General features: G+C 50.7%; 13 protein-coding genes. 5 read left to right on the top strand and 8 right to left on the bottom strand.

Translation table 11 applies throughout. The features are described from left to right. Window positions 1-56: 56 nt before the first annotated feature. From minC to minE, 3 genes are read left to right on the top strand one after another with little or no spacing between them, the layout of a single operon-like run. Entirely contained in the window at window positions 57-719 is a 663-nt protein-coding gene (gene minC, locus EHW56_RS07085; protein WP_077579212.1) for a septum site-determining protein MinC, read from the top strand. A 17-nt stretch (window positions 720-736) separates the two neighbouring features. Further along, window positions 737-1,549: a septum site-determining protein MinD gene (minD, locus tag EHW56_RS07080; protein WP_046073535.1), complete on the top strand. Its 813-nt coding sequence runs from the start codon at window positions 737-739 to the stop codon at window positions 1,547-1,549. A gap of 1 nt (window position 1,550) precedes the next feature. After that, window positions 1,551-1,820, top strand: a complete 270-nt coding sequence (gene minE, locus EHW56_RS07075) for a cell division topological specificity factor MinE (protein WP_046073536.1) — start codon at window positions 1,551-1,553, stop codon at window positions 1,818-1,820. Window positions 1,821-1,894: 74 nt separating this feature from the next. On the opposite strand, the gene rnd is transcribed toward minE, so the two are convergent. The 7 genes from rnd to EHW56_RS07040 form a co-directional block, all read right to left on the bottom strand. Beyond that, window positions 1,895-3,028 carry a ribonuclease D gene (rnd, locus tag EHW56_RS07070; protein WP_172969977.1) on the bottom strand — a complete coding sequence of 378 codons (1,134 nt, stop codon included), beginning with the start codon at window positions 3,026-3,028 and terminating at the stop codon, window positions 1,895-1,897. 85 nt (window positions 3,029-3,113) lie between these two features. Beyond that, window positions 3,114-4,805 carry a long-chain-fatty-acid--CoA ligase FadD gene (fadD, locus tag EHW56_RS07065; protein WP_172969978.1) on the bottom strand — a complete coding sequence of 564 codons (1,692 nt, stop codon included), beginning with the start codon at window positions 4,803-4,805 and terminating at the stop codon, window positions 3,114-3,116. 121 nt (window positions 4,806-4,926) lie between these two features. Next, on the bottom strand, window positions 4,927-5,886 hold the full coding sequence (locus EHW56_RS07060) for an alpha/beta fold hydrolase (protein ID WP_227486487.1): 960 nt from the start codon (window positions 5,884-5,886) through the stop codon (window positions 4,927-4,929). 18 nt (window positions 5,887-5,904) lie between these two features. Beyond that, complete coding sequence (locus tag EHW56_RS07055; protein WP_158010043.1) at window positions 5,905-6,450, bottom strand: Slp family lipoprotein; 546 nt, start codon at window positions 6,448-6,450, stop codon at window positions 5,905-5,907. A 22-nt stretch (window positions 6,451-6,472) separates the two neighbouring features. Then, window positions 6,473-6,775: a chromosome partitioning protein ParA gene (locus tag EHW56_RS15690; protein WP_152794790.1), complete on the bottom strand. Its 303-nt coding sequence runs from the start codon at window positions 6,773-6,775 to the stop codon at window positions 6,473-6,475. A 32-nt stretch (window positions 6,776-6,807) separates the two neighbouring features. Then, window positions 6,808-7,503, bottom strand: coding sequence for a tRNA (adenosine(37)-N6)-threonylcarbamoyltransferase complex dimerization subunit type 1 TsaB (gene tsaB / locus EHW56_RS07045; protein WP_077579209.1), 696 nt, complete (start codon window positions 7,501-7,503; stop codon window positions 6,808-6,810). Further along, window positions 7,504-9,468, bottom strand: a complete 1,965-nt coding sequence (locus EHW56_RS07040) for an ATP-dependent DNA helicase (protein WP_152794883.1) — start codon at window positions 9,466-9,468, stop codon at window positions 7,504-7,506. A gap of 159 nt (window positions 9,469-9,627) precedes the next feature. Between EHW56_RS07040 and purU the strand changes: the two genes are divergently transcribed. Continuing rightward, window positions 9,628-10,461 carry a formyltetrahydrofolate deformylase gene (purU, locus tag EHW56_RS07035; protein ID WP_152794788.1) on the top strand — a complete coding sequence of 278 codons (834 nt, stop codon included), beginning with the start codon at window positions 9,628-9,630 and terminating at the stop codon, window positions 10,459-10,461. Window positions 10,462-10,487: 26 nt separating this feature from the next. Here the strand turns inward: purU and EHW56_RS07030 are convergent, their stop codons facing one another. Beyond that, window positions 10,488-11,033 (bottom strand): VOC family protein, encoded by a 546-nt coding sequence (locus tag EHW56_RS07030; protein WP_172969979.1) that lies wholly within the window; start codon window positions 11,031-11,033, stop codon window positions 10,488-10,490. A gap of 314 nt (window positions 11,034-11,347) precedes the next feature. Between EHW56_RS07030 and argS the strand changes: the two genes are divergently transcribed. Next, window positions 11,348-13,078, top strand: coding sequence for an arginine--tRNA ligase (argS, locus tag EHW56_RS07025; protein ID WP_172969980.1), 1,731 nt, complete (start codon window positions 11,348-11,350; stop codon window positions 13,076-13,078). The last annotated feature ends 6 nt before the right edge of the window (window positions 13,079-13,084 follow it).

Raw genomic sequence — 13,084 nt, 5'->3', positions numbered from 1 at the left:
CGTCTGATAATGCGCGTCTGACTCGTGTTTAAATGACAAAACCGGGATCGAATAACATGCTCAAACAACCGGAGTTGAAAGGCTCAACCTTTACCCTTTCCGTCCTCCACCTCGTTGACGATAATTTTGCTGCCGCTGCCAATGTTTTGACAGAGAAAGTCACCCAAGCACCGGCCTTTTTTCAAGGCGCCCCTGTTGTCGCTGACATTAGCCGTCTATCACAATGTCCTGATATCGGTGCCTTAAAGCAGTGCTTACAGGCCACAGGCATGATTCTCGTCGGATTGACCGGCGTCACCCATAATGATACACGCGAGCTTGCGCTGAATGCGCAGCTAGCCGTGCTCAAGTCAAGCAAGCAATCCCGAGTTGCCGATCCGATTCAGCCGCCTGCCAAAGTGGTCACCGCCCCCGTGCGTTCAGGTCAGCAAATCTATGCGAAAAACGCCGATCTGGTGATCCTCAATCATGTCAGTGCCGGCGCGGAAGTGATAGCCGATGGCAGTATTCATATCTATGGCGTTTTGCGTGGCCGAGCTATTGCCGGCGCAAGTGGACAAAAGCAAGCGCGTATTTATTGTCAGAACCTTCAGTCAGAATTATTGTCAGTAGCAGGAAGCTATTGGCTCAGCGATAAAATTCCATCAGAACATTTAGAGCGACCTTCCATGGTCTCGCTTAATCAAGAAAGCTTACACATTGACCCCCTCACGCTATAAGAGAATAAGGAAGAGGAATGGCACGAATTATTGTAATTACTTCCGGTAAAGGCGGTGTTGGTAAAACAACATCGAGTGCGGCATTGGCGACCGGGTTGGCCATGACAGGCAAAAAAACCGCCGTGGTCGATTTTGATATTGGCCTACGTAACCTGGATTTGGTGATGGGCTGTGAGCGTCGGGTCGTCTATGACTTTGTCAATGTCATTAATGGCGAAGCCAATCTGCATCAAGCATTAATTAAAGACAAACGCGTAGACAATTTGTTTATTCTGCCAGCCTCACAAACACGCGATAAAGATGCGCTAACCAAAGACGGCGTGGAGCGGGTTCTAAAAGACATGGATGAGCTTGGCTTTGAATACATTATTTGCGACTCGCCCGCGGGCATTGAAGCCGGTGCATTAATGGCGCTGTATTTTGCTGACGAAGCGATTGTGACCACTAATCCAGAAGTTTCATCCGTACGCGACTCTGATCGGATTCTAGGTATTCTCGACTCCAAGTCACGCCGCGCAGAAAACGGCGAGGATCCGGTAAAACATCACTTATTACTCACTCGCTATAATCCTGCACGTGTGACCAACGGTGAAATGCTCAGTGTTGAGGATGTTGAAGATATCTTGCGTATTCCACTGTTAGGGGTCATCCCGGAGAGCCAGTCTGTGTTGCACGCCTCAAACAAAGGCGAGCCAGTGGTACTTGACCAAGAATCTGATGCAGGCCAAGCCTATGAAGATGCCATTGCGCGTCTGCTGGGTGAAGAGCGTCCCTTCCGCTTTATCGAGGAAGAGCGCAAAGGTTTCCTAAAACGCTTATTTGGAGGCTAATGTGGCACTGCTTGAATTCTTCCGCCCATCTAAGAAAAAGTCGGCCAATATTGCCAAAGAGCGTTTACAAATTATTGTTGCCGAGCGTCGCAGTGCAGATAGCCCAGCGCCGACTTATTTGCCTCAGCTCAAGCAAGATATTTTAGACGTGATCCGCAAATACGTGGATATCGCACCGGACCAAGTGTCTGTCAGCCTAGAGCAAGGCGATGATGACCTATCCGTCTTGGAGCTGAATGTCACCTTGCCCGAAGAGGGAAAAGAGAGCTAGATCTCAATTACAACGGGCTAATACAGAAAGCGGTGGCTCAAGGCCACCGCTTTTGTTTATGCGTGAGATGATGACTATGCCCCTGGGGCGTTAGGGATCATCGTCAGCAATGTCTCACCCACTAACCGAAAGCGCCACCCCGAGGCTAAGTCAGGACGTTTGTCTTCTTGACGCTCCTCTCGCCATACCCAGGTAATCAATTGATTAAGCTGCTTTTTAGAACCAATAAACTCAGGCGCTAAGCCTGACTTATCTGCCTGGGCTTGCACCTGCTCCTTAATCGCTTTAATCACCGACTTATACCCAGGCTCATCGACTAAGCGTGTGATGGCCGGCGGGCATTTGGCTAACGGGGTTTTATCCGCTTGCGTGGCCAACGTGATCAAGGTTTGCGCGTGATAACGCACTTCAAATTTGTCGAACCCATGCTCGTTCATTTGCTCAACCGTACGAATACCATAACGCGCCATTTTCCAGAGGTTTTGCTCTTTAACGATAAAGTTGAGTGCCATATTCCGGCGGCGCGCTTCCTCAGCTCGCCACTTGGCAAGAGCTTGCAATACCGCTAACTGTTGAGGTTTAAGCTGCCACGCATATTTAATATCGAGATAAGCTGCTTCATCCGGCTTTACCCACTGCTTTTTGCGGCACAACAGGCCACACTCTTCTACCATGGCGTCATACCACGGTGTGTCGGATAGCGCTTGAGTCAGCGCTTGATAAAGCGGTAGCAAGTAATACACATCAGCGGCCGCATACTGTTTCTGCTTGTCCGTTAAGGGACGTGCACACCAATCAGTGCGCGACTCTCCTTTATCTAAGCTCACGCCGACATAACGCTCTACCAAGCTTGCGAAGCCCTCGGAGACGCCATGACCTAAAAAGGCGGCGACGATTTGCGTGTCCACCATGGGGGTTGGCAACACGCCCGCGTAGTGCTGAAAAACCTCTAAGTCTTCGCTACTCGCATGTAACACCTTGGTGACCTGGGTGTCAGTCAACAGCGCCCATAACGGAGAAAGATCATCAATGGCTAGCGGGTCAACCAGCACCAGTTGCTCGCCATCATAAATCTGGACCAGCCCCAATTGTGCATAAAAGGTACGCGTACGGACAAACTCGGTATCAAGCATCACAACGGCTTGGTCACGGAAATGTGCGCAGATATCGACCAGCTGTTGATCGGTGGTGATTTGTTGATAGTTCACAAAAAAGCCCATAAAGAAAATGCCGGCGAGGCCGGCATTTCGTGATTCGTTATCGACAGTTTACCCTTTTCTGGGTCGGTTCGCATTAAGCTGACGCTTTTTGCTCAGTGGCTTGCGGCTCATCGCGTAACTCTCGACGCAGAATTTTACCCACATTGGTTTTAGGCAGTTCATCTCTAAATTCCACGACACGTGGTACCTTGTAGCCAGTGAGGTGTTTGCGACAGTGCGCCACAAGATCATCTCGCGTAAGCGACGGATCTTTTTTGACCACACAAATTTTAACCACTTCCCCAGAATTCTCATCTGGCTGGCCAATGGCGGCCACTTCTAACACCTTGTCATGTAACGCAACGACATCTTCCACTTCATTGGGATACACATTAAAACCAGAGACGAGGATCATGTCTTTCTTGCGATCGACAATATGCAAGAAACCATCATCATCGAACTGCACCACATCGCCAGTCGCTAACCAACCCTGTTCGTCGATACTGTCTCGTGTCGCCTCTGGACGATTCCAATACCCTTGCATCACTTGCGGGCCACGCACTAACAACTCACCCGGCTGGTTGTCCGCCACATCTTCACCCTGATCATCAACGATGCGAACCTCCGTCGATGGCACGGGCAACCCAATGGAGCCGTTGTAGTCTCGTAAATCATAAGGATAGGCCGCAACCAGTGGCGAACACTCCGTCAACCCATATCCTTCGAGCAAATGCTTGCCAGTCAGCTTTTTCCAATTTTCCGCGACAGCCCTTTGCACGGCCATACCGCCACCGACGGTCAAACGCAGGTTAGAAAAGTCCAACTCATGGAAATCTTCGTTATGGAGTAGCGCGTTAAACAGGGTATTCACGCCTGTAATGGCCGTAAACGGATACTTTTGTAGCTCTTTAACAAAACCTGGAATATCGCGTGGGTTGGTGATCAGTAGATTTTGTCCACCCATTTCAATAAACAAGAGGCAATTGACCGTGAGCGCAAATACGTGATAAAGCGGCAATGCAGTGACAACTAACTCCTCACCTGCATTGAGTACCGGCTGATACGTCCCTTTGGCTTGATAGACGTTAGCTAACATATTTCTATGCGTGAGTACGGCGCCTTTCGCTAACCCCGTGGTGCCACCGGTATATTGTAAAAATGCAATATCCTCGCCTTTCAAAAAAGGCTTCACATATTGCATACGTCGACCACGGCGCAGCGCTTGGCGCATCGAGGTCGCGTGCGGCAAATGATACTTAGGCACCATTTTTTTGACGTATTTGACTACAAAGTTAACCAGGGTCCCTTTGGCTCGTGGCAACTGTTCACCCAAACTGGTCAATACCACGTGTTTCACCGGCGTATTGTCGACCACTTTCTCTAACGTGTGAGCAAAGTTACTCACAATCACAATCGCCTTTGCCCCGGCGTCCGTTAATTGGTGCTCAAGCTCGCGAGGGGTGTACAACGGGTTAACGTTCACGGCGACACAACCGGCTCGTAAAATACCAAACAGGGCACTTGGGTATTGCAGCAAGTTCGGCATCATAATGGCAACGCGATCGCCTTTTTTCAGTTTCAGCTCGTTTTGTAGATAGGCTGCAAACGCACGGCTACGCTCTTCCAGTTTACGAAATGTCATGACCTGCCCCATATTAATGAAGGCAGTTTGATCCGCGTACTGCTGAACAGAATGTTCAAACATCTCGACCAGAGAGCGATGGGCATCTGGATCTATTTCCGCCGGCACATCCGACGGGTAACGATTAAGCCATACCTTTTCCACTGGCTTTCTCCTATGTGTTAACTTGCAGGCTATATTGCCTGCTTCGATCGACGCGAGGCATAATTCAAACAGGTGTTTAACCTGCCCACCATAGCGTTAACATTATTTTTACACGAGCATTTTAAGTGCGCGTTTGAATTTTGGTCACAAAATCCGTTATTAACGACACAGTTTGTTGCGGTTGCTGAAGGTGACAATGGTGTGTCCCGGGGATCTCAATAAGTGTCAATTGCTTAAACCACGTGGCTCGTTGCGCGGCATCGGCAGAGCGCAGCGCAGGATACCCATCTGTCGCGCGAATCGCCAGCACAGGGCATTCAATCGCTCGAATAATCGACTCTCCATGGCCGGGCGCCATTCGATACAGTGGCTCACCACGAAGCTTAGGATCATGACGCCAACGTACACCATGACCGCATGTCTCGAGCCCGCGTGCTACCAGTGGCATCAGTGACTGACAGGCGACTTTATTAATGGATGCGCGCAATTGTAGCGCCTTAATCGCAGAATCAAAGAGACGTGGTGTTTTTTGCGCTGAATTTAAGCGCTGATTGAGACTTTTCGCGATGCGTTCGGTGATTTTATGTTCAGGTTCAACAATGGGCCCCAACGCTTCTATCGAGACAGCCCCCGCGATCGACTCAGGAAAACTGGCCGCGTAACAGCTAGCCACTAACCCTCCCAATGAGTGCCCCACCAATATGACGGGACCTATTTTCTCAGGTTGCGAACAAAGTGTTTGGTGAAGCACTTGATGCAAGCTATCTAGATAATCAAAAAACGGGTAGTGATAATCCCCGGTTTTGTGCTCAGACAAACCGTGCCCGGGCCAATCAAACATAAGTAACCCGTAGTCTTGAGGCAGCATGGGGATCAGTGAATCAAAACTCGCCAGGTTGTCTTGCCAGCCATGTAAAAAAACCAATGTTGGCGCTAAGCCGTTTGCTGGGCGGCTTGCCGCGGCCACTGTCACATCATTAAGTCGAATCGAGGTCGGCGTTAAGCCAGACGATAACCCGAGTGCTGCCGGGTCAGACGCCAATAATGCCTCGAGAGCCTCCGTCAATGGCGGTGTCATCATCACAATCACATACAAGGGCTAATAAGGTAAGCTAATCACGCTTTGCACCCGTCCCGTGCCGACGCCAATGCGCACTCGGGAGCAGTACAAGCCGTAGCAATAAGGTCTGTCATCATCAACCACATGCTGTTCAATATCCCAAAGCTGGTGCCCTGTTACCCTAAGCACGGGGTAATCATAGGAATAATCCCCCACTTTTCCCGCTTGACGGCCCTGAAACTCGCCCAACACCGTTATCGGCCGGCCTTTGGCATAATCAGCCGGTTCAATAAAACCAGTAAAAATCGCTTTGAAGCGCCCAAGCGACGAGGCATCGATATCGGGCCGACCCGCTGTCGACGTTGGCACCGCCACTATTTCAACCACAGAGTCCTGTTCACGGTTATTCACCCCAACGATCAAGCCACCAAGGCGCACCTCTTCCCCTTGGTTTGCCTCTGTCATTTTCGCGACCACCGGGTATTCGGTCACGGGCTGGTCCATCCGGCCTTTTAGGGACTCAGGCAAACTTGTACAGCCACTCAGTAGCAACATGCCGCATAAAACTAACAGGTAAGACTTCATATCAGGCTCCTTTCGCGCCACATCACACATAGATATCGACGCCTACTAAGTTGATCAGTTCCTCTCGCCTGGCTTGATTTAACACCGCGAAGTAGGAAGCCATCGCTTGACGGCCGCGGCCATCCGGCAAATCATATTGCACGTACGCTTTTTTCGCCTGTTCTGCTTGCGCAACCGCGGCGGGGTCGACACGCTGGCGAACCGCCTTAGCCACTTGCGTCGTCTTGGGCGTTTGTTTGCGCGTCGTTTGCGGCTTTTTGCCCGCACGCTGGGGATGGTTAGGCCGGTTTGTCTGTGGGGAGGATACACCGTTAATCGATACCATATTCACGTCCTATGCTGCCGGCCTCATGGTGGTTATTCGCGCCCGGGTAACTTTTTCCAAGTGACTTTATCCCGCAGATACGTGGGGCTAGCAAGCTCCGCAGCGACTGTGTCTCCCGCACGATACGCCTGCTTAGCAATCTCCAGCATATCTTGTGCTTGGGGGTATAACACCTCTGACGGCGCTGTCTGCAATGCCAAGCGTGTTGCCAGATCAGGATAGGCTGCCCATCCGGTTCCTGCCAATGTCCACACCCCCTCGGTGCACTCAGGGGTGAATGCGTCCGGGGCGACGACCCTCTCTTCACCGACACACTGCCATACGCCAGCGTCAGTCCGCAGATATTGGCCAACATAGAGTTCACCCATACGCGCATCAATCGCCGTCAATACGCGCGTCGCATTATGTAAGCGACCGCTTTGTGCTGCCATCGCTGCCAATGTTGAAACGCCAATCATTGGGAGATCTGCACCAAACGCTAGACCTTGTGCAATTCCGATGCCAATACGGACGCCTGTGAAACTGCCCGGCCCGCGACCAAACGCGAGTGCATCCAATTGCGTCAATGTTAGGCCCGCTTCTGCCAATACCTCATCGACCATGGGTAGGATCTTGTTGGTATGCTCACGCGGTGCAATTTCGCTGCGTGTGATAATCTGATCATCACAGCACAGTGCGACAGAGCAGTTTTCGGTCGCCGTATCTACGGCCAATATTCGTAGCGTCATTTAACCCTCTATCGGTTGATCTAATAAATGCGATTGCATCGTGTTGCTGTTGGTGTCACTGCCCGACAAAAAATCGTCAATGTGGTGTAAATCCCGCGTGCGAGGGATCGCCGGCAAGCTGCGCAAAAAGGTTGCGCCGTATGCGCGGGTCACCAATCGGTTGTCACAAATAACCAGTGCACCAAAATCTTGTTGATCCCGAATGAGACGCCCCACTCCTTGCTTTAGGGTGATCACCGCTTCGGGGATCTGTACCTGAGCAAAGGGATCGCCCCCTTGCAGTTTACAATCTTCTATTCGTGCTTTTAATAAAGGATCATCGGGGGAAGCAAACGGGAGTTTATCGATGATCACACAACTGAGCGCTTGTCCACGCACATCAATGCCTTCCCAAAAGGCGCCCGTCGCCACCAGCAACGCATTGCCCAACGACAAATACTCTGCCAATAAGCGCTGCTTGGGCATCTCTCCTTGCATGAGGACGGGCAATGACAGCTGCTCACGAAACAAGGCTGACAGCTCTCGTACCATTTGATGTGACGTACACAGGAAAAAGCAACGCCCTTGGTTACGTTCAATCACCGGTCCCAATAATGCGGCAAGTCTGTTGGCACGACGAAAACTATTGGTTTCCGGTACATGACGAGGCACGCAAAGCCTCGCTTGATTGGGGTAGTCAAAGGGGCTTTCCAATGTCATTTGTTGCTTAGCGTCAATCCCGAGACGGTGATTAAAATGCGCGAAGTCGCCCTCAACGGCCAAGGTAGCGGAGGTAAAAATCCAAGCGCCGCCCTGTTCGGCCATTTGCTCACGAAAACGATCCGCCACCGATAAGGGGGTAATATTGAGGCTAAAGTGGTGACGAGTACATTCGTACCAATAAGAGTACCCGGTGATTGAGGTATCTTTTAAGCGTGCAAGCCGCGCTTTAAATAAAGTGATGCGATCAAATGCAGCGTCAAGCAATTGACTGCGGCCGAGTGATAATTTCACCACGTCATGCGCAAGATCGAGCGCATCTGATAACCGTACCAGTTCTTTCTCTACGCTGGGCGACGTCTGTAATTCACGCCAGTTACCTCGGTATCCAGGCTCGCCCATCACCAAGCGCATATCCATCGCAGCTTGCGAGAGGCGATCAGCAACTTTTTCCAGTTGACGCGTGTCTCGTAACTCAGTGCGATAGGCGATATGAATGTCTTTGGCAACATCTTGCAGCTGCCGGCTAGATAGAGATTGGCCAAAATACTGACTGGCAATGTCCGGAAGCTGATGCGCCTCATCAAACACCATCACGTCTGCTTCTGGGATGAGCTCGCCAAACCCCGTTTCTTTGATGGCAACATCCGCTAAAAATAGGTGATGGTTGACCACCACCACGTCGGCATCCATCGCACGACGCCGCGCTTTGACCACATAACAGTCTTCATAACTTGGACAGTCTTTACCAAGGCAATTGTCATTGGTGGACGTCACCACAGGGATCAGTGGGCTGTCTTCAGCCAATGCGTCACATTCACTCAGATCACCCGACTCGGTATAGGACGACCACTCGCGAATTTTAACCAGCTGACTCAATTGCCCAGGCTCGCTGTCGGGGCGGTGGCACTCACTAATTTGTCGCTCGAGTCGCTCTGGGCACAGGTAATTGACTCGGCCTTTCAATAAGGCGGTGGTTCCTGTATAGCCCAAGGCTGACTTCATCAGCGGTAAGTCTCGATGGTAGAGCTGCTCTTGCAGATTTTTCGAGCCAGTGCTGATGATGGCCTTTTTACCACTTAATAAAACAGGCGCCAGATAGGCATAGGTTTTCCCGGTTCCTGTGCCCGCTTCCACCACGAGCTGGCCTTGGTCACGAATTGCCGCATCAACAGCAATCGCCATATCTGTTTGCGGCTGGCGAGGCACAAAACCATCAATCGCTTTGGCCAGCGCACCGGTGTCTGAGAAAACCTTACGGATCATTGTATAAATACACAGGGGGAAAGCCGCCATTATGCCAAACCCCTCTTCGGGATGAAACCACTCCCCTGAGAAACCGATGGCGCATCGTAAAATCACTTTGACCTTGCGGCTGAGACAGGGTAAAACCGAGGGTTTAGTCATCAGCAGTACACGACCAACATGGAACGAAAAACACTTCTCACGGACTGTCCTGACGCCCAAGGGCTCATCGCGACCATCACCAACATTTGCTATAAACATCAGCTCAACATTATTCACAACCGAGAGTATGTCGATAATGTCACTGGGCAGTTTTATATGCGCACTGAGCTGGAGGGGATTTTTAACGATCACACCCTGCTTCTCGACCTTGACCATGCGCTACCACCTGGCAGCCAGCGCCAGCTGATTAGCTCGCGCCGCAAACGCGTCGTCATCATGGTCACCAAAGAATCCCACTGCCTCGGCGACATTATAATGAAAGCCTATGATGGCTCGCTCGAGATTGATATTGCAGCGGTAGTCGGTAACTATGACAAACTACAACATCTGACTGAGCGCTTTGATATCCCTTTTCATTATGTAAGCCATGAGGGCCTAAGCCGAGAAGAGCACGAGCAAGCCATGCTCAAAGCGATTCAACCCCATCAGCCTGACTACATCATTCTCGCGAAATACATGCGGGTTCTGACGCCTGACTTTGTTGCCCAATATCCGCATCGCATCATCAATATTCATCACAGCTTTTTGCCCGCATTTATCGGTGCCCGTCCATACCATCAAGCGTTTGAGCGTGGGGTCAAAATCATTGGTGCCACCGCCCACTTTGTCACCAATGACTTGGACGAAGGGCCGATTATTGGCCAAGACGTGATTCATGTTGATCACAGCTTTAGCGCGCAAGATATGGCCAAAGCAGGCCGCGACGTGGAAAAAAGTGTGCTAAGTCAAGCAATTGAATGTGTTGTCGAAGACCGGGTATTTGTCCATGGCAATAAAACCGTGATCTTGTAAACCGACAACATTGGTTGAGCCAGTGCTCAAACACTGGCTTCGCTAGCAATAATTTGCGCGAGTGAATAAGGATGAAACTTCACGCAAACACCATTTTGCTTAAACGCGATGGTTGGATTGGCCAACCGCTCTCCCGCAACCTGTGGCTCACTGTGTTTAACCGTTATCTCGCTCAGCTTTGCTGCGCGCGCGAGTAAGCCTGGAAACTGCGCGTGTAACGCGTCTTCAAGCCCTGATAGGGTGGCATGGCGGCAAGGAACCACAAACTCCATATGTTCCCAGCTTTGAAAAGGATAGGTTTTGTGGTGAGGAAACGGCAATTCCACTAAATCAGTTTGCCAGGCACCAAAGTGTAATGAGGTATTAAGCTGATAAATATGGATCGGCCGCTGGTTGACCATCGCCTGTGATATTAATTGCCCCTGTGCGCTTAGATGGCCGGCAAGCGATTGTGTTAACACGCTATCATTGGTACGGATCGCAACGTGATCAAGCGTTAACTGGGTACAATCAATCGCCAGCGTTTCCAGCAACTGATTGATTTTATCTGTAAAAGTTGCTTGATCTCGCATCAGGGATACCCAATTGCTGGCATCATGCATAGTGACCTCTCAAGGTTTTAAAGTGCTCGTTGTCTTCCAGTCGCGAAAGATATCAAGGATGGCGTTGAATAACTATTGCCAATGCCTGCTGTTTTATGGGTATCATTAGGGCTAATCCGCGTCGATTGACGTCATGGTTCGCAACAATACAGCATCCCGCCAACACTGTGTTTGCACGCTTGGTTACGTGGCAGTGCAGTGTTGGCGGATTCTTGTATTAATAAGCTGGAAGCCCACAAAACGGGTCATTCATAATCAGCCCGGCTAGTAGTAAAGGTAAGCAAGTGAATATTCAAAGTCTTCTTAACGAAAAAGTGTCTGCCGCGATGGTTGCGGCGGGTGCGCCTGAGGGCACACCAGCGGCAGTGCGTCAGTCTGCGAAGCCACAATTTGGTGACTATCAAGCGAATGGAGTCATGGGAGCAGCCAAAAAGCTCGGCACGAACCCCCGTGAGTTTGCTCAACAGGTTTTGGATGCGCTCGACCTCGGTGATATGGCGAGCAAAACAGAAATTGCCGGCCCAGGCTTTATCAATATCTTCCTTAACGATCAGTGGTTAGCCAAACAGGCAGATGCCGCCCTGTCGGACGCACGTTTAGGTGTCGATAAACAAGACACACAAAACATTGTGGTGGACTATTCAGCCCCTAACGTGGCAAAAGAAATGCACGTTGGCCACCTTCGCTCCACTATCATTGGTGACGCCGTTGTACGCACCCTCGAATTTTTAGGCCACAACGTGACCCGTGCCAATCATCTCGGTGATTGGGGGACACAGTTCGGTATGCTCATTGCCAACCTCGAGTTACATGAGTCACGCGGTGACGATGTCTCCATGGAACTGGGTGATATCGAAAACTTCTATCGTGAATCCAAAGCTCGCTACGACGAAGATGAAGCTTTCGCCGCCACAGCGCGCGACTACGTGGTTCGCCTGCAACGCGGTGACGCCTATTGCAAAGAAAAGTGGGAAAAGCTTGTCAAAGTAACGTTGGAGCAAAACCAACGTAACTATGATCGCCTGAATGTCTCATTGAGCAATAAAGATGTGATGGGCGAAAGTCTGTATAACGATATGCTGCCCGGTATTGTTGAAGACTTAAAAGCCAAAGGGATTGCCGTAGAAGATGATGGCGCACAAGTTGTCTTCCTTGACGAGTACAAAAACAAAGACGGCGAGCCAATGGGTGTGATCATCCAAAAACGTGATGGTGGCTATTTGTACACCACCACTGATATTGCTTGTGCCAAATATCGTTACGAGCAATTCAACGCTGACCGTGTGCTCTACTTTATTGACTCACGTCAGCACCAGCATCTCATGCAAGCTTGGACCATTGTGCGCAAAGCGGGCTATGTGCCGGATTCGGTCAGTCTTGAGCATCACGCGTTTGGCATGATGCTCGGCAAAGACGGTAAACCTTTCAAAACCCGCTCTGGGGGCACAGTCCGCCTCGCTGACTTACTCGATGAAGCAGAAACACGTGCCAAGGCACTGATCGCAGAGAAAAATCCAGATATGGATGCTGATACGCAGCGAGATATCTCAACCACGGTCGCGATGGCAGCCGTCAAGTATGCCGATCTGTCAAAGCATCGTACCACGGATTATATCTTCGACTGGGATCATATGCTGGCCTTCGAGGGCAACACCGCCCCCTATATGCAGTATGCCTATACCCGTGTGGCGTCAGTCTTTGCCAAGTCTGGGGTTGACCGTGATGCACTCGACGGTGAAATGCTCATTGAGCATGAGAAAGAAAAAGCGCTGGTCGCCAAACTGCTTCAGTTTGAAGAAGCGGTTAAATCAGTCGCGCGAGAGGGTCAGCCTCACCTAATGTGTAGCTACCTATTTGAACTGGCTGGTCTATTCTCAAGCTTCTACGAAGCATGCCCTATCCTGCTTTCTGAAGGGAATACGCGCCAAAGCCGCCTAAGAATGGCTGCATTGACGGCCAAAACCATCAAGCAAGGCCTAGATCTGTTGGGTATCAACACGCTTGAGCGCATGTAACAAGGT

Source organism: Salinivibrio sp. VGrn1 (genome assembly GCF_009377995.1).
GTDB lineage: Bacteria > Pseudomonadota > Gammaproteobacteria > Enterobacterales > Vibrionaceae > Salinivibrio > Salinivibrio siamensis.
This window is presented reverse-complemented; position numbering and strand designations above follow the sequence as displayed.